Origin of the sequence: Streptomyces sp. NPDC101219 (assembly GCF_044767675.1) — a bacterium.
Classification (GTDB): Bacteria; Actinomycetota; Actinomycetes; order Streptomycetales; family Streptomycetaceae; genus Streptomyces.
The window spans coordinates 17442-41161 of sequence record NZ_JBIWOK010000010.1; the positions used below are offsets into that span (position 1 = coordinate 17442).

The 23720-nt window shown below is 72.3% G+C and carries 18 protein-coding genes; 17 read left to right on the top strand and 1 reads right to left on the bottom strand.

From position 1 onward, the window contains the following. Positions 1 to 238 precede the first annotated feature (238 nt). The 16 genes from rsmH (at position 239) to ACIRPP_RS20665 (ending at position 18246) form a co-directional block, all read left to right on the top strand. Positions 239 to 1243, top strand: a complete 1005-nt coding sequence (gene rsmH, locus ACIRPP_RS20590) for a 16S rRNA (cytosine(1402)-N(4))-methyltransferase RsmH (protein ID WP_403644694.1) — start codon at positions 239 to 241, stop codon at positions 1241 to 1243. 55 nt (positions 1244 to 1298) lie between these two features. Beyond that, positions 1299 to 1790, top strand: a complete 492-nt coding sequence (locus ACIRPP_RS20595) for a hypothetical protein (protein WP_403644697.1) — start codon at positions 1299 to 1301, stop codon at positions 1788 to 1790. Positions 1791 to 1795: 5 nt separating this feature from the next. Beyond that, positions 1796 to 3781: a penicillin-binding transpeptidase domain-containing protein gene (locus ACIRPP_RS20600; protein ID WP_403644700.1), complete on the top strand. Its 1986-nt coding sequence runs from the start codon at positions 1796 to 1798 to the stop codon at positions 3779 to 3781. 322 nt (positions 3782 to 4103) lie between these two features. After that, positions 4104 to 5624 carry a UDP-N-acetylmuramoyl-L-alanyl-D-glutamate--2,6-diaminopimelate ligase gene (locus tag ACIRPP_RS20605; protein ID WP_403644703.1) on the top strand — a complete coding sequence of 507 codons (1521 nt, stop codon included), beginning with the start codon at positions 4104 to 4106 and terminating at the stop codon, positions 5622 to 5624. Between the two features lie 4 nt (positions 5625 to 5628). Then, complete coding sequence (murF, locus tag ACIRPP_RS20610; protein ID WP_403644706.1) at positions 5629 to 7050, top strand: UDP-N-acetylmuramoyl-tripeptide--D-alanyl-D-alanine ligase; 1422 nt, start codon at positions 5629 to 5631, stop codon at positions 7048 to 7050. After that, on the top strand, positions 7050 to 8141 hold the full coding sequence (gene mraY / locus ACIRPP_RS20615; protein ID WP_192230448.1) for a phospho-N-acetylmuramoyl-pentapeptide-transferase: 1092 nt from the start codon (positions 7050 to 7052) through the stop codon (positions 8139 to 8141). Before murF ends, mraY begins: the two co-directional genes overlap by 1 nt. Further along, positions 8123 to 9556, top strand: a complete 1434-nt coding sequence (murD, locus tag ACIRPP_RS20620; RefSeq protein ID WP_403644709.1) for a UDP-N-acetylmuramoyl-L-alanine--D-glutamate ligase — start codon at positions 8123 to 8125, stop codon at positions 9554 to 9556. The genes mraY and murD overlap by 19 nt, the downstream gene beginning before the upstream one ends. Before the next feature lie 185 nt (positions 9557 to 9741). Further along, positions 9742 to 11094 carry a putative lipid II flippase FtsW gene (ftsW, locus tag ACIRPP_RS20625; protein ID WP_403644712.1) on the top strand — a complete coding sequence of 451 codons (1353 nt, stop codon included), beginning with the start codon at positions 9742 to 9744 and terminating at the stop codon, positions 11092 to 11094. 6 nt (positions 11095 to 11100) lie between these two features. Then, the gene (gene murG / locus ACIRPP_RS20630; protein ID WP_403644715.1) at positions 11101 to 12195 is read left to right on the top strand and encodes an undecaprenyldiphospho-muramoylpentapeptide beta-N-acetylglucosaminyltransferase; all 1095 of its coding nucleotides are present in this window, start codon (positions 11101 to 11103) and stop codon (positions 12193 to 12195) included. Between the two features lie 25 nt (positions 12196 to 12220). Further along, entirely contained in the window at positions 12221 to 13015 is a 795-nt protein-coding gene (locus tag ACIRPP_RS20635) for a cell division protein FtsQ/DivIB (protein ID WP_403644718.1), read from the top strand. A gap of 279 nt (positions 13016 to 13294) precedes the next feature. After that, complete coding sequence (ftsZ, locus tag ACIRPP_RS20640; RefSeq protein ID WP_164349451.1) at positions 13295 to 14491, top strand: cell division protein FtsZ; 1197 nt, start codon at positions 13295 to 13297, stop codon at positions 14489 to 14491. Positions 14492 to 14508: 17 nt separating this feature from the next. Continuing rightward, positions 14509 to 15216, top strand: a complete 708-nt coding sequence (gene pgeF, locus ACIRPP_RS20645) for a peptidoglycan editing factor PgeF (protein ID WP_403645305.1) — start codon at positions 14509 to 14511, stop codon at positions 15214 to 15216. 6 nt (positions 15217 to 15222) lie between these two features. Next, positions 15223 to 15942 (top strand): YggS family pyridoxal phosphate-dependent enzyme, encoded by a 720-nt coding sequence (locus ACIRPP_RS20650; RefSeq protein ID WP_403644722.1) that lies wholly within the window; start codon positions 15223 to 15225, stop codon positions 15940 to 15942. A 130-nt stretch (positions 15943 to 16072) separates the two neighbouring features. Further along, positions 16073 to 16714 (top strand): cell division protein SepF, encoded by a 642-nt coding sequence (locus ACIRPP_RS20655; RefSeq protein WP_403644725.1) that lies wholly within the window; start codon positions 16073 to 16075, stop codon positions 16712 to 16714. Positions 16715 to 16763: 49 nt separating this feature from the next. After that, positions 16764 to 17054, top strand: coding sequence for a YggT family protein (locus ACIRPP_RS20660; RefSeq protein ID WP_362089036.1), 291 nt, complete (start codon positions 16764 to 16766; stop codon positions 17052 to 17054). Between the two features lie 52 nt (positions 17055 to 17106). Further along, the gene (locus tag ACIRPP_RS20665) at positions 17107 to 18246 is read left to right on the top strand and encodes a DivIVA domain-containing protein (protein WP_403644729.1); all 1140 of its coding nucleotides are present in this window, start codon (positions 17107 to 17109) and stop codon (positions 18244 to 18246) included. Between the two features lie 424 nt (positions 18247 to 18670). On the opposite strand, the gene ileS is transcribed toward ACIRPP_RS20665, so the two are convergent. Then, entirely contained in the window at positions 18671 to 21847 is a 3177-nt protein-coding gene (ileS, locus tag ACIRPP_RS20670; protein ID WP_403644732.1) for an isoleucine--tRNA ligase, read from the bottom strand. A 584-nt stretch (positions 21848 to 22431) separates the two neighbouring features. Here ileS and ACIRPP_RS20675 point away from each other — a divergent pair. Further along, complete coding sequence (locus ACIRPP_RS20675; protein WP_403644734.1) at positions 22432 to 23706, top strand: TraR/DksA family transcriptional regulator; 1275 nt, start codon at positions 22432 to 22434, stop codon at positions 23704 to 23706. Positions 23707 to 23720 lie beyond the last annotated feature (14 nt).

A 23720-nucleotide genomic window follows, 5' to 3' on the forward strand; every position in this document is an offset into this window, starting at 1 on the left:
CACCGTGGACTAAAGTGACGCGAAGCGGGAGGCGAGGCCCTCCCGCCGGACTGTTTTCCAGGGAGACCCGGGCCCCGCCCGGAGATCTCCTCGCGTGCGCGGCGCGTACGCACGGCTCGGCCTCCTCCCGCTCCCGGCCTCCTCCCGCTTCCGGCGCCGACAGGCCGCCCCGTCACCGGGGGAGGGGCGGGGACCCGGCGGTGCGACACGGCCGGGCCGGATGTGAGAGGGCCCATCAGTGACAGGGCGCGAAGCGCGTGAGAACACCGGTGACGGCGAGCGAGGGGCAGGCCCGGCGCGGCACGTCCCGGTCATGCTCGGCCGCTGCCTGGACCTGCTCGCCCCCGCCCTGGAGCGGCCCGGAGCGGTGGTCGTCGACTGCACCCTCGGCCTCGGCGGCCACAGCGAGGCCCTGCTGCGCCGCTTCCCCGAGGCCCGCCTGGTCGCCCTCGACCGGGACAAGGAGGCCCTGCGCCTGTCCGGCGAACGGCTGGCCCCCTTCGGCGAGCGGGCCACCCTGGTGCACGCCGTCTACGACGAGCTGCCCGACGTCCTCGACCGGCTCGGCCTGCCGCGCGTGCAGGGCGTGCTGTTCGACCTCGGCGTGTCCTCCATGCAGCTCGACGAGGCCGACCGGGGCTTCGCCTACGCCCAGGACGCCCCCCTCGACATGCGCATGGACCAGACGGCCGGCATGAGCGCCGCCGAGGTCCTCAACACCTATCCGCCCGGCGACCTCGTGCGCATCCTGCGGACCTACGGCGAGGAGAAGCAGGCCAAGCGGATCGTCGCGGCCGTCGTCCGCGAGCGCGAGAAGGAGCCGTTCGACCGCAGCGCACGGCTGGTGGAGCTGATCCGCGACGCCCTGCCCCAGGCGGCCAAGCGCACCGGCGGCAACCCGGCCAAGCGCACCTTCCAGGCCCTGCGGATCGAGGTCAACGGCGAGCTGGCCGTGCTGGAGCGGGCGATCCCGGCCGCCGTGCGGGCCCTCGAAGTGGGCGGACGCATCGCCGTGCTGTCGTACCACTCCCTGGAGGACCGGCTGGTCAAGCAGGTCCTCGCGGCCGGCGCCGCCACCACCGCCCCGCCCGGACTGCCGGTGGTCCCCGAGCGCTACCAGCCCCGGCTCAAGCTGCTCACCCGAGGTGCCGAACTCCCCACCGAGGAGGAGATCGCCGAGAACCGGCGCGCGGCCCCCGCACGGCTGCGCGGCGCCCAGCGCATCAGGGAGGACGTCGCATAGCGGCGCCGGACGGGGGGACGTGCACGGGCAGAAGAACGAACCCAGGGGAGCGTGAGTGAACAGGAAACCCGAACTGAGGGGGAGGGCGGCCCGTCTCGCGCAGCTCCTCCCCGCCGGGCGGGCCCGGGCGGCCCGCACCCCCTTCGTCCTCCTCGTCGTCCTCCTCCTCGGCGGCGGGCTGATCGGACTGCTGGTACTGAACTCCGCGCTCAGCGAGGGCGCCTTCGAACTCGACGACCTCAAGCGGGACACCAAGAACCTCACCGACGAGGAGCAGGCCCTCCAGCGGGACATCGACGCCCACTCCGCGCCCGACGCCCTCCAGCGCCGCGCCCGCGACCTCGGCATGGTCCCCGGCGGCGACCCCGCCTTCCTCGGCCCCGACGGCAAGGTCAAGGGCGTCCCCGGCCCCGCCGCCGCGGCCGGCGCCCCCCGCGTCCCGGCACCCGAGGCGATGGCCACCGCGACGGTCCCGCTGCCCAGCGCCGCCGCTTCGGTCCCCACGGGCGCCCCCGCCCCCGCTCCCTCCTCGACCCCCGGCAGGTGACGGAAGTGTCCGACAGGGAACCGCCGCGCCGCCGGGTGCCCGGCCCCGCCAGGTCCGCCGGCCGGGGAGCCGCCCGCCGCCCCGCGCCCGGCGCCCGCCCCGCCCGCCGCCCTGCGCCCGGCGCCCGCCCCGCCCGTCGGCCCGGCCCGGCCCGCCCGGCCCCCAAGACGATCAAGCTGGGCAGCCCCCGCCCCCGGCTGCGCCTGGTCGGCGTCGCACTGACCCTGGTCCTCCTGGCCTTCGTGGTGCGCCTGGTGCAGGTGCAGGCCGTCGACGCCGGCACCTACGCGTCCAAGGCCGAACAGAACCGCTACGTCGGCCAGGTGCTGGCCGCCGAGCGCGGCGAGATCACCGACCGCCACGGCGTCGCCCTCGCCACCAGCGAGGACGCCTACGACATCACCGCCGACCCGACGATGTTCGCGCCCGCCGAGCTGGAGATCACCGACGGACCGGAACAGGCGGCGGCGCTCCTCGCGCCGATCCTCGGCCAGTCCCAGGACAAGCTGGTCGGGAAGCTGCGGCCGGAGAACAAGAAGCAGCGCTACGTGAAGCTGGCCGGCCGCCAGACCCCGCAGGTCTGGAAGCAGATCAAGGACCTGAAGTCCACGCTGGCGAAGAAGACGGAGACCGACAAGTCGGCCGTCAACGTCCTCGCCGGAGTCTTCTCCGTGCCCACCAGCAAGCGGGTGTACCCGAACAACGAGCTGGCCGCCGGGATACTGGGCTGGGTCAACGCCTCCGGCAAGGGCGGCGGCGGCATCGAGCTCCAGCTGGACAAGCAGCTGGCCGGCAAGGACGGCGAGATCCGCTACGCCCAGTCCGGCGGCCGGCTGGTCCCGACCGCCGGCTCCACCGAGACCCCGGCCGTGCCCGGCAGCGACATCGAGCTCACCATCGACCGCGACATCCAGTGGGCCGCGCAGAACGCCATCAGCAAGCAGGTGGAGAAGTCCAAGGCGGACCGCGGCTACGTCATCGTCCAGGACACCCGCACCGGCGAGGTCCTCGCGATGGCCAACGCCCCCGGGTTCGACCCCAACGACCTCTCCGAGGCGAACCCCGACACGCTCGGCAACGCCGCGCTCCAGGACGCCTTCGAGCCCGGCTCCACCGCCAAGGTGCTGTCGATGGCGGCCGTGCTGGAGGAGAACGCCGCCACCCCGCAGACGCACGTCGTGGTGCCCAACCGGCTGCACCGCGGCGACCGGCTGTTCAAGGACGACATCGACCACCCCACCTGGTACCTGACGCTCAACGGCGTCCTCGCCAAGTCCAGCAACATCGGGACCATCCTGGCCACCGGACAGCTCGGCAAGACCCAGTCCGCCGCCAACAAGGTGCTGTACGACTACCTGCGCGCCTTCGGCCTGGGCAGCCACACCGGACTCGGCTTCCCGGGCGAGACCAAGGGCATCCTCGCGCCGCCCGGCCAGTGGTCGACCTCCCAGCAGTACACGATTCCTTTCGGCCAGGGCGTGTCCGTCAACGCGATGCAGGCCGCCTCGGTCTACTCCACGATCGCCAACGGCGGCGTACGCGTCGAACCCCGGCTGGTGCGCGGCAGCAAGGGGCCCGACGGCCGCTTCACGCCCGCCCCGAAGCCCGAGAAGAAGCGGGTGGTCAGCGAGAAGACCGCCACGACCCTGTCCCGAATGCTGGAGTCGGTGGTCGACGACGAGGAGGGCACCGGCACCAAGGCCCGGATCCCCGGCTACCGCGTCGCGGGCAAGACGGGCACGGCCAACCGCGTGGATCCGGCCACCGGCAAGTACCACGGCTACACCTCGTCGTTCGCCGGGTTCGCGCCCGCCGACAAGCCCCGGGTCACCGTCTACTGCGTCATCCAGAACGCCACCCGGGGCAGCTACTTCGGCGGCCAGATCTGCGGACCCGTCTACAAGCAGGTCATGGAGTTCGCCCTGAAGTCCCTCCAGGTCCCGCCGACCGGCGCCGAACCCGCCAGACTGCCGGTCACCTTCAGCCCCTGACCGGCACCGCGTCCCCGCCCGGCCGCCCCGGGCCGGGGCACCGGCCCGCCCGCCGGGCCGCACGCCGACCGTCCCCCGTCCGCCCCGTGCCGGCCCCCGAGTCCCGCACGACCGAGCCACCAGGAACCACCCCGTGACCACGAACCACCCGGACCCCGGGACACCGCACCTCCCCTCCTCCTCGCCCGGCCCCACGACGCCCCGGCCCGCCCGGGACGGCGGACCGCACGGGCCCCGCTTTGGCTCCGACGCGGTCGCGCCCGGTACGCTCACCGCCGTGCCACACCCTGATCAGTCCCAAACCACCCAGAAGGGCCACCCCGTGACATATCCGGGACCGCCCCGGCCGGTGCAGCTCTCCGCCACACCCCTGACGGAACTCGCCGATCAGCTGGGTGCCCCCGCGCCCGAACACGCACCCGAGGTCACGGGCATCACCCACGACTCGCGTGCCGTCCGGCCCGGCGACCTGTACGCCGCCCTCCCGGGAGCCCGGGCGCACGGCGCCGACTTCGTCAGCCAGGCCGCGAGCCTCGGCGCGGTCGCCGTGCTCACCGACCCCGCCGGGGCCGAGCGCGTCGCCGCGACCGGACTCCCCGCGCTGGTGGTCGACGACCCGCGGGCGCGGATGGGCGAACTGGCCGCCACCATCTACGGCCACCCGGGCCGCGACCTGCTGCAGATCGGCATCACCGGCACCTCCGGCAAGACCACCACCGCCTACCTCGTCGAGGGCGGCCTGCGGACCGTCCGCAGCACCGGGCTCATCGGCACCGTCGAGATGCGCATCGGCGACGAGCGCATCAAGTCCGAACGCACCACGCCCGAGGCCACCGACCTGCAGGCGCTGTTCGCCGTCATGCGCGAACGCGGCACCGACGCGGTCGCCATGGAGGTCTCCAGCCACGCCCTGGTGCTCGGCCGGGTGGACGGCTGCGTCTTCGACATCGCGGTCTTCACCAACCTCAGCCCGGAGCACATGGAGTTCCACTCCGGGATGGAGGACTACTTCCAGGCCAAGGCGCAGTTGTTCACCCCGGCCCGCAGCCGGTTCGGCGTGGTCAACGTGGACGACGAGTACGGCCGCCGGCTGGCCAAGGAGTCCGGGGTCCCCGTGGTCACCTACTCCGCCGAGGGCCACCCGGACGCCGACTGGCGGGCCGAGGACGTCAAGGTCGGCCCGCTGGACTCGACGTTCACCGTGGTCGGCCCGAAGGACGAGCGGATCTCGGCCACCTCGCCGCTGCCCGGACCCTTCAACGTGGCCAACACGCTGGCCGCGATCGTCGCGCTGGCCGCCGCCGGGCTCGACCCGCAGTCCGCCGCCGACGGCATCGCCGCCGTGCCGGGTGTGCCCGGCCGCCTGGAGCGGGTGGACGAGGGGCAGCCGTACCTCGCGGTGGTGGACTACGCCCACAAGACCGACGCGGTCGAGTCGGTGCTGCGCGCCCTGCGCCGCATCACCGAGGGCAAGGTGCACGTCGTGCTCGGCTGCGGCGGCGACCGCGACCGCAGCAAACGGGAGCCGATGGGCGCCGCGGCCGCCCGGCTCGCCGACACCGCCGTGCTGACCTCCGACAACCCCCGCTCCGAGGACCCCCTCGCGATCCTCGCGGCCATGCTCCAGGGCGCCGCCTCCGTGCCCGCCCACGAGCGCGGCGAGGTGCAGGTCTTCGAGGACCGGGCCGCCGCGATCGCCGCCGCCGTCGCCCGCGCGGAGCCCGGCGACACCGTGCTGGTCGCCGGCAAGGGCCACGAGCAGGGACAGGACATCGCCGGGGTGGTGCGTCCGTTCGACGACCGCCAGGTGCTTCGCGAAGCCATCAAGAAGACCCAGGGATGAACTTGTGATCGCCCTCTCCCTCGCCGAGATCGCAGAAGTCGTCGGCGGGCAGACGCACGACATACCGGATCCGTCCGTCCAGGTCACCGGACCGGTCGTCCGGGACTCACGGGAGGCGGGCCCCGGCAGCCTCTTCGTCGCCTTCGTCGGGGAACGCGTCGACGGCCACGACTTCGCCGCGGCGGTCGTCGGGGCGGGTGCGGCGGCCGTGCTCGCCTCCCGCCCCGTCGGCGTGCCGGCGATCGTCGTCGACGACGTTCAGGCGGCCCTCGGCGCCCTCGCCCGGCACGTGGTCCGAAGGCTGGGCGCCACCCTCGTCGCCCTGACCGGCTCGGCCGGCAAGACCAGCACCAAGGACCTCATCGCCCAGGTGCTCCGGCAGAAGGCACCGACCGTCTTCACCCCCGGTTCGCTCAACAACGAGATCGGGCTGCCGCTGACCGCGCTGACCGCCACCGAGGACACCCGGTTCCTCGTCCTGGAGATGGGCGCCCGCGGCATCGGGCACATCCGCTACCTCACCGGACTGACGCCCCCGAGGATCGGGCTCGTCCTGAACGTCGGCTCCGCCCACATCGGGGAGTTCGGCGGCCGCGAGCAGATCGCCGAGGCCAAGGGCGAACTCGTCGAGGCCCTCCCCGAGGACGGGACGGCCGTCCTCAACGCGGACGACCCCCTCGTACGGGCCATGGCGTCCCGTACGAAGGCGAAGGTGCTCCTTTTCGGAGAGTCCGGCGAAGCGGACGTCCGTGCCGAGAACGTGCGACTCACGGACAGCGGACAGCCCTCCTTCAGGCTTCACACACCCTCCGGTGCAAGTGATGTGACCATGCGCCTGTACGGTGAGCACCACGTGTCGAACGCGCTCGCCGCGGCCGCCGTCGCCCACGAGTTGGGCATGTCCGCAGACGAGATCGCCCGTGCGCTCTCCGAGGCGGGCTCCCTCTCCCGCTGGCGCATGGAGGTCACCGAGCGACCGGACGGCGTGACGGTCGTCAACGACGCCTACAACGCGAACCCCGAGTCCATGAGGGCCGCCCTGCGCGCCCTGGCAGCGATGGGCAGGGCCTCCCGGGCCGCAGGGGGACGCACGTGGGCGGTGCTCGGCAAGATGGCCGAGCTCGGGGACGAGGCGCTCGCCGAGCACGACGCGGTCGGACGGCTCGCCGTCCGGCTCAACGTCAGCAAGCTCGTCGCGGTCGGGGGCAGGGAAGCCGCCTGGCTGCAACTGGGCGCATATAACGAGGGTTCGTGGGGTGAGGAGTCGGTGCACGTGTCCGACGCACAGGCGGCGGTCGACCTGTTGCGCAGCCAATTGCGCCCGGGAGACGTCGTACTCGTGAAGGCGTCCCGTTCGGTCGGGCTCGAGAGCGTGGCGCAGGCGCTGCTCGGGACCGGTGCCGAGGGTGAGGTTGCCGCCCGATGATGAAGCAGATCCTGTTCGCGGGAGTCATTGGCCTCTTCCTGACGCTGGTCGGCACCCCGCTGCTGATCAAGCTGCTGGCCCGCAAGGGATACGGCCAGTACATCCGTGACGACGGCCCGCGCGAGCACGCCAGCAAGCGCGGTACGCCGACCATGGGTGGCATCGCCTTCATCCTGGCGACGGTCGTCGCCTACTTCCTGGCCAAGGTGATCACCGGCTATCTGGACGAGGAGGCCGACGCCGGGCCGACGTTCTCCGGTCTGCTGGTGCTGGGCCTCATGGTCGGCATGGGACTGGTCGGCTTCCTCGACGACTACATCAAGATCGTCAAACGGCGGTCGCTGGGCCTGCGGGCCAAAGCCAAGATGGCCGGCCAGCTGATCGTCGGTATCGCCTTCGCGGTCCTGGCCCTGCAGTTCGCCGACAACCGCGGCAACACCCCGGCGTCCACCAAGCTGTCGTTCATCACCGACTTCGGCTGGACCATCGGCCCGGTGCTGTTCGTGGTCTGGGCGCTGTTCATGATCCTCGCCATGTCCAACGGCGTGAACTTGACCGACGGTCTGGACGGCCTCGCCACCGGCGCCTCCGTGCTGGTCTTCGGCGCCTACACCTTCATCGGCGTCTGGCAGTTCCAGGAGTCCTGCGCCAACGCGCAGACCCTCACCAACCCGGGCGCCTGCTACGAGGTGCGCGACCCCCTCGACCTCGCGGTCGTCGCCTCCGCCCTGATGGGTTCCTGCCTCGGCTTCCTGTGGTGGAACACCTCACCGGCCAAGATCTTCATGGGCGACACCGGTTCGCTGGCGCTCGGCGGCGTGCTCGCGGGTCTCGCGATCTGCTCCCGTACCGAGCTGCTGCTCGCCATCCTCGGCGGCCTGTTCGTCCTCATCACCATGTCGGTGGTCATCCAGGTCGGTTCGTTCAAGCTCACCGGCAAGCGGGTCTTCCGCATGGCGCCACTCCAGCACCACTTCGAACTCAAGGGCTGGTCCGAGGTCCTCGTGGTGGTCCGCTTCTGGATCATTCAGGGCATCTGTGTGATCGTCGGACTGGGCCTCTTCTACGCGGGATGGGCAGCGGACAAGTGACCTCCTCCGGTCCCACGGACTTCACCGGACGCCGGATCACCGTCGCCGGGCTCGGCGTCTCCGGCGTCCCGGCGGCCAAGGTGCTGCACGGCCTCGGCGCCCACGTCACCGTCGTCAACGACGGCGACGACGAACGCGCCCGCGCCCAGGCGGCGGAGCTGGAGGCACTCGGCATCACCGTCCGCCTCGGCGACGGCGACACCCTGCCCGAGGACACCGACCTGGTCGTCACGGCGCCCGGCTGGCAGCCGGACAAGCCGCTGTTCGCCGCCGCCGAGCGGGCCGGTGTGCCCGTGTGGGGCGACGTCGAACTGGCCTGGCGGCTGCGCGGCCCGGACGCCGCCCCCTGGCTCGCGGTCACCGGCACCAACGGCAAGACCACCACCGTCCGCATGCTCGCCGCCATCCTCCAGGCGGCGGGCCTGCGCACGGCCGCCGTCGGCAACATCGGCGTCTCGCTGCTGGACGCGGTGACCGGCGAGGAGAAGTACGACGTCCTGGCGGTGGAGCTGTCCAGCTACCAGCTCCACTGGGCGCCCTCGCTGCGCGCCCACTCCGCCGCCGTGCTCAACCTCGCCCCCGACCACCTCGACTGGCACGGCTCCATGGCGGCCTACGCCGCCGACAAGGGCCGCGTCTACGAGGGCAACCGGGTCGCCTGCGTCTACAACGCGGCCGACCCGGCCACCGAAAACCTGGTCCGCGAGGCCGACGTCGAGGAGGGCTGCCGCGCCGTCGGCTTCACCCTCGGCACGCCCGCCCCCTCCCAACTCGGCGTCGTCGAGGGCATCCTCGTCGACCGCGCCTTCGTCGAGGACCGGCACCGCAACGCCCAGGAACTCGCCGAGGTCTCCGACGTCCGCCCGCCCGCCCCGCACAACATCGCCAACGCCCTGGCGGCCGCCGCCCTCGCGCGGGCCTTCGGCGTCCCGGCGAGCGCGGTGCGCGACGGACTGCGCGCGTTCACGCCGGACGCCCACCGCATCGCGCACGTGGCCGACGTGGACGGCGTCGCCTACGTCGACGACTCCAAGGCCACCAACACCCACGCCGCCGAAGCCTCGTTGGCGTCCTACGACCCGATCGTGTGGATCGCCGGCGGGCTGGCCAAGGGCGCCACCTTCGACGACCTGGTCGCCGGCGCCGCCGGACGGCTGCGCGGCGTCGTCCTGATCGGCCGCGACCGCGCCCTCATCCGGGAAGCCCTCGCGCGACACGCCCCCGAGGTGCCCGTGGTCGACCTCGACCGGGCCGACACTGGGGCCATGCTCCAGGCTGTCCAGGAGGCACAGCGGCTCGCCCGGCCCGGTGACACGGTGCTGCTGGCCCCGGCCTGTGCCTCGATGGACATGTTCACCAACTACATCCGGCGCGGTGAGGCGTTCGCCCAGGCGGTGCGCGAGCTCGGCGCCTGACCCGGCCGCCTGCGCCGGGCGACCCTGGGAGGGACGCGTGGGACCGTCGAGGGCCCGTCTTGCCGATCCGGCCGGCTCCGGCCGGCGCCGCGCCGCCACCGGGCCGGGCGGCGCGGGCCGGGTGCGCCCGCGGGGCGAACGGGCGCCCGGCGCCCGCCGCCCGGCGCACCGCGGAGGGCGCCGCGATGCCCGGTAGCCGCACCGGCCGGCCGCCGGTGGCCCGCGCCTCCCGTCCGGCCACGGGCGCCCGCCCCCGCCGCGAGAACTCCGTCCTCGCCTTCTACCGGCGCGCGCACCGGGCCTGGGACCGCCCGCTGACCGCCTACTACCTGATCCTCGGCGGCAGCGCGCTGATCACCGTGCTCGGTCTGGTGATGGTCTACTCGGCCTCCCAGATCACCGCGCTGCAGATGTCGCTGCCCGGCTCCTACTTCTTCCGCAAGCAGCTCCTCGCCGCCGTGATCGGCTCCGTGCTGCTGCTGGCGGCCTCCCGCATGCCGGTCCGGCTGCACCGGGCGCTGGCCTACCCCATTCTCGCGGGCGCGGTCTTCCTGATGGTGCTGGTCCAGGTGCCCGGGATAGGGGTCGCGGTCAAGGGCAACCAGAACTGGATCGCCCTGGGCGGCTCCTTCCAGATCCAGCCCAGCGAGTTCGGCAAGCTGGCGCTGGTGCTGTGGGGCGCGGACCTGCTGGCCCGCAAGCAGGACAAGCGGCTGCTGACCCAGTGGAAGCACATGCTGGTGCCGCTGGTCCCGGCCGCGTTCATGCTCCTCGGCCTGATCATGATCGGCGGCGACATGGGCACCGCGATCATCCTCACCGCCATCCTGTTCGGCCTGCTCTGGCTGGCCGGCGCCCCCACCCGGCTGTTCGTCGGCGTCCTGTCGGTGGCCGCGCTGATCGGCGCGGTCCTCATCCGGACCAGCCCCAACCGCATGGCCCGCCTCGCCTGCCTCGGAGCCACCGAACCCCAGTCGGGCCCGGTGGACTGCTGGCAGGCAGTGCACGGGATCTACGCCCTGGCCTCCGGCGGGATCTTCGGATCCGGACTCGGGGCGAGTGTGGAGAAATGGGGGCAACTGCCCGAAGCCCACACCGACTTCATCTTCGCCGTCACCGGTGAGGAACTGGGCCTGGTGGGGACGCTGTCGGTGCTCGCCCTGTTCGCCGCTCTAGGCTATGCGGGTATCCGCGTGGCCGGACGCACGGAGGACCCCTTCGTCAGGTATGCCGCGGGAGGCGTGACCACCTGGATCACGGCCCAGGCCGTGATCAATCTCGGTGCGGTCCTCGGACTGCTGCCGATCGCCGGCGTCCCGCTCCCGCTGTTCTCCTACGGGGGATCCGCCCTGCTGCCGACCATGTTCGCCATCGGGCTGCTGATCGCCTTCGCACGCGACGAGCCCGCTGCGCGGGCGGCGCTTGCGATGCGGCAACCCCGCTTTGGTAGAAAGCGGGCCAGGGGTTCTCAGCGGCCCCGGAGATGGAACACGATGCGACGGCGTGCCCCGGGGGCGCGTCCGTCCGGAGAGCGGTGAATTTCGGTGCATGTCGTACTCGCCGGCGGAGGAACCGCGGGCCACATCGAGCCCGCGCTCGCCCTCGCGGACGCCCTGCGCAGGCAGGATCCGACCGTGGGCATCACGGCCCTGGGCACGGAACGCGGCCTGGAGACCCGCCTGGTACCCGAGCGCGGGTACGAACTGGCGCTCATCCCGGCCGTTCCGCTGCCGCGCAAGCCCACGCCCGAACTGATCACCGTCCCGGGCAGGCTGCGCGGCACCATCAAGGCGACCGAGCAGATCCTGGAGCGCACGAAGGCGGACGCCGTGGTCGGCTTCGGCGGCTACGTGGCCCTGCCCGGCTACCTCGCCGCCAAGCGGCTCGGCGTGCCGATCATCGTCCACGAGGCCAACGCCCGCCCGGGCCTGGCCAACAAGATCGGCTCGCGGTACGCCGCCCAGGTCGCCGTCTCCACGCCGGACAGCAAGCTGCGCAACGCCCGCTACATCGGCATCCCGCTGCGCCGCGCCGTCGCCACGCTGGACCGGGCGGCCATGCGCCCCGAGGCCCGGGCCGCCTTCGGACTGGACCCCAACCTGCCCACGCTGCTGGTCTCCGGCGGCTCGCAGGGCGCCCGCCGGCTCAACGAAGTCGTGCAGCAGGTCGCCCCCTGGCTCCAGCAGGCCGGGATCCAGATCCTGCACGCGGTCGGCCCGAAGAACGAACTGCCGCAGGTGCAGCAGATGCCGGGGATGCCCCCCTACATCCCGGTAAGTTACCTGGACCGGATGGACCTCGCGTACGCCGCGGCCGACATGATGCTCTGCCGCGCGGGCGCGATGACCGTCGCCGAGCTCTCCGCCGTCGGGCTCCCGGCCGCCTACGTCCCGCTGCCCATCGGCAACGGCGAACAGCGGCTCAACGCCCAGCCGGTGGTCAAGGCGGGCGGCGGACTGCTGGTCGACGACGCGGAACTCTCCCCCGAGTGGGTACGGCAGAACGTGCTGCCCGTGCTGGCCGATCCGCACCGGCTGTACGAGATGTCCCGCGCCGCCGCCGAGTTCGGCCGCCGGGACGCCGACGATCTGCTCGTCGGCATGGTGTACGAGGCGATCGCCGCCCGTGCGCACCGCTAGAGGCGTATGACGGAAGGCAGGGAGCGTGGCCGGATCGACGACCGCCAAGCGCGGTGCACGACAGCGGGAGTCGTCCGGCCCGCCGCCCGCCCGGCGCCTGGGCCGGCGGCACCTGCGCCTGCTCGTCCTCCTCGGCATCGCCGCGGTGTTCCTCGGCAGCGGCAGCTTCTGGCTGCTGTACGGATCGGACCTGGTGCGGGTGGAGCGCGTGTCCGTGTCGGGCACCGAGGTCCTGACGCCGCAGCAGGTCCGCGAGGCGGCCGACGTCCCCCTCGGCGGGCCGCTGATCTCCGTGGACACGGAGGCGATCGAGGCGCGGCTCGCCCGGGAACTGCCCCGGATCGACACGGTCGACGTGGTCCGGTCCTGGCCGCACGAAATCGCCCTGAAGGTGACCGAACGCTCCCCGGTCCTGCTGATCCACAAAGGCGGCAAGTTCGTCGAAGTGGACGACGACGGCGTCCGGTTCGCCACCGTGTCCAAGGCCCCCCGAGGAGTGCCGGAGCTGGAACTGGCGGTCTCCCGCAGCGGCTCCGGGGCCGCGAGTCTGCGCCGGTTCGGCGAGAACCGGCTGGTGCGGGAGGCGGTCCGGGTGGCCCGCGACCTCCCCGCGCCGGTGGCCGGCGCCACCCGGACCGTCAAGGTCCGTTCCTACGACGCCATCTCGCTGGAGCTGAGGGACGGGCGGACGGTGGACTGGGGGAGCAGCGAGAAGGGCGACCGGAAGGGCCGCACGCTCACCGCTCTCATGAAAGCCGTCCCGGACGCGCGGCACTTCGACGTCAGTGTCCCCACCGCTCCGGCGTCATCAGGGAGTTGACGCGCATCCGTGCAGGCCAGCACCCTGGTTGGGCAGCGCTACGCCTGATCACATAGGGTGAAAAGAAAAACGGGAGGTTCGGCGTGTTCGTTGAACGTGCGCCACTTGTCGACTTAGTGTCCTGTTCAGAAGACTCCAGGGAACAGACACACTGGTAACCCTAAACTTCAACGTTAGGGTTCGGGTCGGCGATACGGACCGTCCCAATCGGCATCAGTCGTCGGATCGCGGCAAGGCCGTGAGGCGGCGACACGTAACTCGAGGCGAGAGGCCTTCGACGTGGCAGCACCGCAGAACTACCTCGCAGTCATCAAAGTCATCGGTGTCGGCGGCGGTGGTGTCAATGCCATCAACCGGATGATCGAGGTCGGTCTCAAGGGCGTCGAGTTCATCGCCATCAACACCGACGCGCAAGCTCTGTTGATGAGCGACGCCGACGTCAAGCTGGACGTCGGCCGCGAACTCACCCGCGGACTCGGCGCCGGCGCCAACCCGGCTGTCGGCCGCAAGGCCGCCGAGGACCACCGCGAGGAGATCGAGGAGGTCCTCAAGGGGGCCGACATGGTCTTCGTGACAGCCGGTGAAGGCGGCGGCACCGGCACCGGCGGCGCACCCGTCGTCGCCAACATCGCCCGCTCGCTCGGCGCCCTCACCATCGGCGTGGTCACGCGCCCGTTCACCTTTGAGGGGCGGCGGCGCGCGAACCAGGCCGAGGACGGCATCGCCGAACTCCGCGAAGAGGTCGACACCCTCATCGTCATCCCCAACGACCGGCTGCTGTCCATCTCGGACCGCCAGGTCTCGGTGCTCGACGCGTTCAAGTCGGCGGACCAGGTCCTGCTCTCCGGCGTCCAGGGCATCACCGACCTCATCACCACCCCCGGCCTGATCAACCTCGACTTCGCCGACGTCAAGTCGGTCATGTCCGAGGCCGGTTCGGCCCTCATGGGTATCGGCTCGGCCCGCGGCGACGACCGCGCGGTGGCCGCGGCCGAGATGGCGATCTCCTCCCCGCTCCTGGAGGCGTCCATCGACGGCGCCCGGGGTGTCCTGCTCTCCATCTCCGGCGGATCCGACCTCGGCCTGTTCGAGATCAACGAGGCCGCCCAGCTGGTGAGCGAGGCCGCCCACCCGGAGGCCAACATCATCTTCGGCGCCGTGATCGACGACGCCCTCGGCGACGAGGTCCGCGTCACCGTGATCGCGGCCGGCTTCGACGGCGGCCAGCCGCCGGCGAAGCGGGACAACGTCCTCGGCTCGTCCTCGGCCAAGCGCGAGGAGCCCGCCCCGGCCGGCCGGCCCGAGAGCCGCCCGTCCTTCGGCTCGCTCGGCAGCGTCACGCCCAAGGAGGAAGCGGAGCCGGTCGCTCCGGAGCCGGTCACCGACCTCCCGATCGCCCAGCCGCCGGTCCCCCCGTCCCGGACCTACGCCGACAGCGCGGCCGAGGAACTGGACGTGCCGGATTTCCTGAAGTGATAGCACTGCCCGAGAGCGTGAGCGGCGCGCACTTCGCCTTCACCGACCGGTGGGGCGGGGTGAGCGCCGCTCCGTATGAGGAGCTCAATCTCGGCGGAGCGGTCGGTGACGACCCCGGCGCCGTCCGCGCCAACCGGGAAGCGGCGGCGAAGCACCTGGGTCTGGACCCGGCCCGCGTGGTGTGGATGAACCAGGTGCACGGGGCCGACGCGGCCGTGGTCGACGAGCCGTGGGGCGACCGCCCGGTGCCCGAGGTCGACGCGATCGTGACCGCCCGGCGGGGTCTGCCTCTCGCCGTGCTCACCGCCGACTGCGTGCCGGTGCTGCTCGCCGACCCGGTGGCCGGTGTCGTCGCGGCGGCCCACGCGGGCCGGCCGGGCCTGGTCGCCGGGGTGGTCCCGGAGGCCGTACGGGCCATGACCCGGCTCGGCGCCGACCCGGCCCGGATCGTCGCCCGCACCGGCCCGGCCGTGTGCGGCCGGTGCTACGAGGTGCCCGGGCCGATGCGCGCCGAGGTGGTCGCGGCCGAGCCCGCGGCGTACGCCGAGACGAGCTGGGGCACGCCGGCGGTCGACGTGGGCGCGGGCGTGCACGCGCAGCTCGAACGACTCGGGGTGCGCGACCGGGAGCAGTCGCCGGTGTGCACACTGGAGTCCGATGATCACTTCTCGTACCGCCGCGACCGCACCACGGGTCGGCTCGCCGGCTATGTGTGGCTGGACTGATGGGGCATGACGGACCGTAAGCAGGAAATCGCCGCAAACCTGGCGGAAGTGGAACAGCGGATCGCCGCCGCGTGCGCCGCCGTCGGACGTGCGCGCGACGAGGTCACCCTCATCGTGGTCACCAAGACCTTCCCCGCGAGCGATGTGCGGATCCTGTCGGAACTCGGTGTGCGTCATGTGGCCGAGAACCGGGACCAGGACGCCGCCCCCAAGGCCGCGGCGTGCGCGGATCTGCCGCTGACATGGCACTTCGTCGGTCAGTTGCAGACCAACAAGGTGCGCTCGGTGGTCGGTTACGCGCAGATGGTGCAGTCCGTCGACCGGGCCCGGCTGGTCACCGCCCTCTCCAGGGAGGCGGTGCGCGCCGGGCGCGAGGTCGGGTGCCTGATCCAGGTCGCGCTGGACGCGGGCGAGGCGGCCCGCGGTGAGCGCGGCGGCGTCGCCCCCGGCGGGATCGCGGAGCTGGCCCGCCTCGTCGCGGGGGCCGAGGGGCTGCGGCTGGACGGCCTGATGACCGTCGCGCCGCTCACCGGCGAGTACGCCGGGCGTCAACAGGCCGCGTTCGATCGGTTGATGGATTTGTCGACCGACCTGCGCAGGGCCCATCCGGCTGCGAACATGGTTTCCGCGGGGATGAGTACGGACCTCGAGCAGGCCGTGGCCGCCGGAGCGACACATGTACGCGTCGGCAGTGCGGTACTCGGAGTCCGCCCCGCGCTCGGGTAACGTCGCCAAGAAGTCGGACCACAGCAGAAAATATGGTCAATGCCGCCGGACAGCGGGGGTAAAGGACCTCGTGGATCGCGGGCACTTGGCGGTCGTCAGCGGATCCACCACAGAGCGGAGGACTCGAAGCATGGCCGGCGCGATGCGCAAGATGGCGGTCTACCTCGGCCTCGTGGAGGACGATGGGTACGACGGCCGCGGATTCGACCCAGACGACGACTTTGAACCCGAACTCGACCCGGAACCCGAGCGGGACCACCGGCGGCACGAGCCGTCGCACGCGTCACACGGCTCACTTCAGTCCCAAAGGGACGAAGAGGTACGAGTCGTACAGCCGCCCGCTCCGCGCGAACCGGTCGCCCGTTCCGCTTCGCTCCCCGCGGAATCGGCCCGCCCGGCGCGCATCGCGCCCGTGGCATCCATCACACAAGAACGCGCAAGCCTGGAGAAGAACGCACCGGTGATCATGCCCAAGGTCGTGTCCGAACGAGAGCCTTACCGGATCACCACACTTCACCCCCGGACCTACAACGAGGCCCGTACCATCGGGGAACACTTCCGTGAGGGTACGCCGGTGATCATGAATCTCACTGAGATGGATGACACAGACGCGAAGCGACTTGTCGACTTTGCGGCCGGTTTGGTGTTTGGTCTTCACGGCAGCATCGAGCGGGTGACGCAGAAGGTGTTCCTGTTGTCGCCTGCTAACGTCGATGTCACGGCGGAGGACAAGGCCCGCATCGCAGAGGGCGGGTTCTTCAACCAGAGCTGAGACGTGAGACCGGACAAGCGGGACACAGGGGAGAGGGAACAGACAGGCCATGAGCGTGTTCTTGCAGGTGATCTACATCGCGCTGATGGTGTTCCTGATCGTCCTCATCTTCCGTCTGGTCATGGACTACGTCTTCCAGTTCGCCCGCTCATGGCAACCCGGCAAGGCGATGGTGGTCGTCCTGGAGGCCACCTACACTGTCACCGATCCACCGCTGAAGCTGTTGCGGCGGTTCATCCCGCCGCTGCGTCTCGGGGGCGTGGCGCTCGACCTGTCCTTCTTCGTATTGATGATCATCGTCTACATCCTGATCACCATCGTGGGCAATGCACTGAGGTGACTGTGGACGACATGGGCCTGCCGACTGCCGATGACTACGTTGAGGTGAAGAGATGCCGTTGACCCCCGAGGACGTGCGGAACAAGCAGTTCACGACCGTCCGCCTCCGAGAAGGCTATGACGAGGACGAGGTCGATGCCTTCCTCGATGAGGTCGAAGCCGAACTGACGCGCCTGCTCCGCGAGAACGAGGACCTGCGCGCCAAGCTGGCCGCGGCCACCCGCGCCGCTGCGCAGAACCAGCAGAACATGCGCAAGCCACCGGAACAGCAGGACCAGCAGGGGCCGCCACAGGGCATGCCCCAGCAGGGCATGCGAGGTCCCGGGGCACCGGTGCCCGCCGGCATATCGGGCCCGCCGCAGCAGATGGGCGGCCCCATGGGGGGCCCGCCGCAGCTGCCCAGCGGCGCTCCGCAGCTGCCCGCCGGCCCCGGCGGTCAGGGCGGTCCGCAGGGTCCCGGCCCGATGGGTCAGGGTCCCGGACCGATGGGCCAGGGCGGCCCGATGCAGGGGCAGATGGGCCACGGCGGCCCGATGGGCGGCCCCATGGGCGGTCCTCCCGGTCTCCCGCAGCAGGGCGGCCCCGGCGGCGACAGCGCCGCGCGCGTGCTGTCGCTGGCCCAGCAGACCGCCGACCAGGCGATCGCGGAGGCCCGCAGCGAGGCCAACAAGATCGTGGGCGAGGCGCGTTCGCGCGCCGAGGGTCTCGAGCGGGACGCCCGTGCCAAGGCGGACGCCCTGGAGCGGGACGCGCAGGAGAAGCACCGCGTCGCGATGGGCTCCCTGGAGTCCGCCCGCGCCACGCTGGAGCGCAAGGTCGAGGACCTGCGCGGCTTCGAGCGCGAGTACCGCACGCGGCTGAAGTCCTACCTGGAGTCGCAGCTGCGCCAGTTGGAGACCCAGGCGGACGACTCGCTCGCCCCGCCGCGTCAGCCCGCGAGCGCCGCTCCGTCGCTGCCGCCGTCCCCGGCGCCCTCCATGGCTCCGGCCGGTGCCGGTGCGCCGTCCTACGGCGGCAACCAGCCCATGGGCGGTCCCGGCCAGTCCGGCGGCCCGTCCTACGGCGGCGGCCAGCAGCAGATGCAGCCGGCGATGACCCAGCCGATGGCGCCGGTGCGTCCGCAGGGTCCGGGCCCCATGGGCCAGGCTCCCTCGCCGATGCGCGGCTTCCTCATCGACGAGGACGACAACTGACGGCCCCCGTGGCCATGAGTACGGCGTAGCGCTCGGCAGCGTTCAGGGCGGGGCCCCGGTCTTCACCGACCGGGGCCCCGCCCTCGTGCTGAGCGGTCCACGGGGCCGTGTGACGTGTGTTCGGGTGTGGACTCTCCGTCCGACGCACGCAACGCCGAAGGGCGGGCCCCGGGTGATTCCGGGGCCCGCCCTTCGGCGTTCGTGTGCCGCGGTGCCGTGCCGTGCGTGCCGGGGCGGCGGGGGGCTCGTGAGGTGCCCGTCGGTCCGGTGGTGCGCTCCGGCCCGATGGTGCCCGTCGGTCCGGCCGAACCCCACGGGTCCGGCGTTGCCGGCGGCCCGGCGGCGCGCGCACCGGCCGTCGGCCGGTCCGGCCCGCACACACCGGACGCGTCCCGCACCCTCGGCGCGGGACGCGTCCGGTGCGTCACACCCGGCGCAGGCGGAACGTCAGCGACAGCCCCTCGTCGGTGAACGGCGTGCCGTACGTGTCGTCCGCCTCACCCCGGGCGAAGTCCGTCGCGAGGACCTCGTCGGCGATGAGACCCGCGTGCTCCTCCAGCGCGGCGGCCGTCGACGCGTCGGTGGCCGTCCAGCGGAGCGCGATGCGGTCGGCGACGTCCAGGCCGCTGTTCTTGCGGGCCTCCTGGATCAGCCGGATCGCGTCCCGGGCCAGGCCGGCCCGGCGCAGCTCCTCGGTGATCTCCAGGTCCAGGGCGACCGTGGCACCGGCGTCGGAGGCCACCGACCAGCCCTCGCGCGGGGTCTCGGTGATGATCACCTCGTCCGGGGCGAGGTCGACCTTCTCCCCGTCGACCTCCACCGAGGCCGTGCCCTCGCGCAGCGCGAGGGACAGCGCGGCGGCGTCGGTCTGCGCGATCGCCCTGGCCACGTCCTGGACGCGCTTGCCGAACCGCTTGCCCAGCGCGCGGAAGTTGGCCTTGGCCGTGGTGTCCACCAGGGAGCCGCCCACCTCGGACAGCGACGCCAGCGACTCGACGTTCAGCTCCTCGGTGATCTGCGCGTGCAGCTCGGGGGAGAGCGCGGCGAAGCCGGACGCCGCCACCAGGGCGCGGCTGAGCGGCTGACGCGTCTTCACCCCCGACTCGGCACGCGTCGCCCGTCCCAGCTCCACCAGGCGGCGCACCAGCACCATCTGCTGCGACAGTTCGGGGTCCACCGCGCCGAGGTCCGCCTCCGGCCAGGAGGACAGGTGCACCGACTCCGGGGCACCCGGGGTGACCGGGACCACCAGGTCCTGCCAGACCCGCTCGGTGATGAACGGGGTGAGCGGCGCCATCAGCTTGGTGACCGTCTCCACCACCTCGTGGAGCGTGCGCAGCGCGGCCTTGTCGCCCTGCCAGAAGCGGCGGCGCGAGCGGCGCACGTACCAGTTGGACAGGTCGTCGACGAACGCGGACAGCAGCTTGCCCGCCCGCTGGGTGTCGTAGCCCTCCAGCGCCTTGGTCACCTGGTCGGTGAGGGCGTGCAGTTCGGACAGCAGCCAGCGGTCCAGCAGCGGGCGGTCGGCCGGGGCCGGGTCGGCCTCGGACGGCGCCCAGCCGGACGTACGGGCGTACAGGGCCTGGAAGGCGACCGTGTTCCAGTACGTGAGGAGCGTCTTGCGGACGACCTCCTGGATGGTGCCGTGGCCCACCCGGCGGGCCGCCCAGGGGGAGCCGCCGGCCGCCATGAACCAGCGCACCGCGTCCGCGCCGTGCTGGTCCATCAACGGGATCGGCTGCAGGATGTTGCCCAGGTGCTTGGACATCTTGCGGCCGTCCTCGGCGAGGATGTGCCCGAGGCAGACGACGTTCTCGTAGGAGGACTTGTCGAAGACCAGCGTGCCGACCGCCATCAGCGTGTAGAACCAGCCGCGGGTCTGGTCGATGGCCTCGCAGATGAACTGCGCCGGGTAGCGGGACTCGAACAGTTCCTTGTTCTTGTACGGGTAGCCCCACTGCGCGAACGGCATCGAGCCCGAGTCGTACCAGGCGTCGATGACCTCCGGCACGCGGGTGGCCGTGCCGCCGCAGCCGTCCTCGGGGCAGGCGAAGGTCACCTCGTCGATGAACGGGCGGTGCGGGTCGAGGCCCGACTGGTCCTGCCCGGTCAGCTCGGTCAGCTCGGCGAGCGAGCCGACGCAGGTGAGGTGGTCCTCCGCGCAGCGCCAGATGGGCAGCGGGGTGCCCCAGTAGCGGTTGCGGGACAGCGCCCAGTCGATGTTGTTGGTCAGCCAGTCGCCGTACCGGCCGTGCTTGACGGAGTCCGGGAACCAGTTGGTGCGCTCGTTCTCCTCCAGCAGGCGGTCCTTGATCGCCGTGGTGCGGATGTACCAGGACGGCTGCGCGTAGTAGAGCAGCGCGGTGTGGCAGCGCCAGCAGTGCGGGTAGCTGTGCTCGTACGGGGTGTGCCGGAAGAGCAGGCCGCGGGCGTCGAGGTCCTCGGTCAGCTTCTCGTCGGCCTTCTTGAAGAAGACGCCGCCGACCAGCGGGACGTCCTCCTCGAAGGTGCCGTCGGGGCGGACCGGGTTCACCACGGGCAGGCCGTAGGCGCGGCAGACCTTGAGGTCGTCCTCACCGAAGGCGGGGGACTGGTGGACCAGACCGGTGCCGTCCTCGGTGGTGACGTAGTCGGCGTTGACGACGTAGTGCGCGGGCCCGGGGCTCTGCCCGTCGGTTCCCTCGCTGCCGCTCGGGAACTCCACGAGCTCGAAGGGGCGCCGGTAGGTCCAGCGCTCCATGTCGGCGCCGGTGAAGGTCTCGCCGGTGGTCTCCCAGCCCTCGCCGAGCGCCTTGGCGAGCAGCGGCTCGGCGACGACCAGCTTCTCCTCGCCGTTCGTCGCCACGACGTAGCTGACTTCGGGGTGCGCGGCGACGGCGGTGTTCGACACCAGTGTCCAGGGCGTGGTCGTCCACACCAGCAGGGCCGCCTCGCCGGCCAGCGGGCCGGAGGTGAGCGGGAAGCGGACGTAGACGGACGGGTCGACGACCGTCTCGTAGCCCTGGGCCAGCTCGTGGTCGGACAGGCCGGTGCCGCAGCGCGGGCACCAGGGGGCGACGCGGTGGTCCTGGACCAGCAGGCCCTTGCCGAAGATCTCCTTCAGCGACCACCAGACGGACTCGATGTACTCGGGGTCCATCGTGCGGTACGCGTCGTCGAGGTCGACCCAGTAGCCCATGCGGTTGGTCAGCTCGGTGAAGGCGTCCGTGTGCCGGGTCACCGACTCGCGGCACTTGGCGTTGAACTCGGCGATGCCGAACGCCTCGATGTCCTGCTTGCCGGAGAAGCCCATCTCCTTCTCCACGGCCAGCTCGACCGGGAGGCCGTGGCAGTCCCAGCCCGCCTTGCGGCCGACGTGGTAGCCGCGCATGGTGCGGAAGCGCGGGAAGACGTCCTTGAAGACGCGGGCCTCGATGTGGTGGGCGCCGGGCATGCCGTTGGCGGTGGGCGGGCCCTCGTAGAACACCCACTCGGGGCGGCCCTGGGACTGCTCCAGGCTCTTGGCGAAGATCTTCTGCTCGCGCCAGAAGTCCAGCACCGCGTGCTCGAGCGCGGGCAGGTCGACCTGGGCGGGTACCGGTCGGTACGTCGGCGTTGTCATCAGCGGGCTTCCTCCGGCGGACTTGCTGCCTTCCGTCCGGAGGGACGAGAGCTGTGTCTGTGCGCCGCCGTCGGCGCGCTCCCGCGGTACCACCCTCCTTGGCCCCCCGGTGCGTCGTGTGCGCCGGTGAGCCCCCTCATTGGGGTCGCGATGCCGGGTCTACTCGCCGCGGCTGCTCGCTGCGGCTTTCTTCCGGCGGCTCCGGGGTGATCTTCACGTCGCGCTCGCCCCCGGGCTCACACCGTCCCCGGGTCGCTCTGGGCTGCCTACGCCGCTACTCGTCCCCATCCACGCTTTTCGCTTCGCCCAGTGTACGGCGCGCGGCGGACGGCGGCCGACCGGATTTCCGGTGACCGTCCCGTCCGGCATGCCCCGAATGGCCACCCGCGCCCATTCCGGTCCCGGCGGGCCCGCCCGGCCTGCATACCCGGCGGGGAGCTGGGCACAACGCATGCAGGCCCGCCGCGCGGTGTCCGCGGGGCGGGGGAATCGGGCGGTGCGCCCCGTTGCCGCGGGACTCGAGTCGATTTATCGTCCCAGCACGATTCGCGCGCAAGATCACAATATGTGAAGGGGCCGCGGCCATGGTGGCGAAGAAGACCGCCGTACAGCAGTCGGCGTCCGGCGATGCCGGGCCCGCTGCCGACGGTGGAGCCGAGCGGAAACGGGCGGCGGCACAGGAGACGGCTCCGGCGGGGAAGGCGGCGACGAGGACCGCGCGCAAGGCGGCCACCGGCGGGTCGTCCGGGAGGAAGGGCACGGCCCGGAAGACGGCCACGGAGCAGGAGCAGGAGAAGGAGAAGGAGAAGGGCACGGAGACGGGGACCGGGGCGGGGACGGGGACAAGGGCGAGGACGGCCGCCGGCGCGGGGGCGACCGCGGGCGGGAAGGCGTCCGCGGGGAAGAAGGCGGCCGGGGGTGAGAAGAAGGCGGCCGGCGGCAAGGCGTCCGCCGGGAAGAAGGCGACGGCGCGGGGGAGGGCGTCCGCCGCGGGCGGCACATCGGCCGCGGGCGGGAAGAAGACCGCGGACGAGAAGGCGGGCACAGGCATGAAGGCGACAGCGGGCACGAAGACCGGCGCGGGCTCCACCGAGGCCGCGGGCACCGGCACACCGGCGAGCACGGGCAGGAGGGCCGCGGCCGCCGGGAAGGCGGCCACCGGTGGCAGGGCCGCGACCGCCAGGAAGACCGCCGCGGACGAGCGGGCGGCCGAAGACGGCGCGACGGCCCCCTCCGCGAAGCCCCGGGGCGGCGGCAAGGGGCGGCGGACCGGAGGCAAGGGCACCACCGCGGACGGCGGGGGCGCACACGACACGGCCGGGCGTGGCACGGCCACTGGCGCGGACGCGGCCGGGGCCGCGCCGCAGACGGGAGCGACGACGGTGGGCGCGAAGAAGACCCCTGGCACGGCCACGGCGGCGACGACCGCCGTACCCAAGGCGCGGCCCGCCGCGGCGGAGCCCGGCGACCTCGCGGTGCGTCCGGGCGAGGAGCCCTGGACGCCGGAGGAGGTCGAGGAGGCACGGGCCGGGCTGATGTCCGAGGTGCTGCGGCTGCGCGAGGAGATCTCCTCCTCGGAGCGGTCCCTGGCCGGCCTGATGCGGGACTCCGGGGACGGCGCGGGCGACGACCAGGCCGACACCGGCACCAAGAACATCACGCGGGAGCACGAGCTGGCGCTCGCCGCCAACGCGCGCGAGATGCTCACCCAGTCCGAGCACGCCCTGCAGCGGCTGGACACCGGCACCTACGGCCTGTGCGAGAACTGCGGCAACCCCATCGGCAAGGCCCGCATGCAGGCGTTCCCCCGGGCCACGCTGTGCGTGGAGTGCAAGCAGAAGCAGGAGCGCCGGTACTGACCGGAGCGGGACTC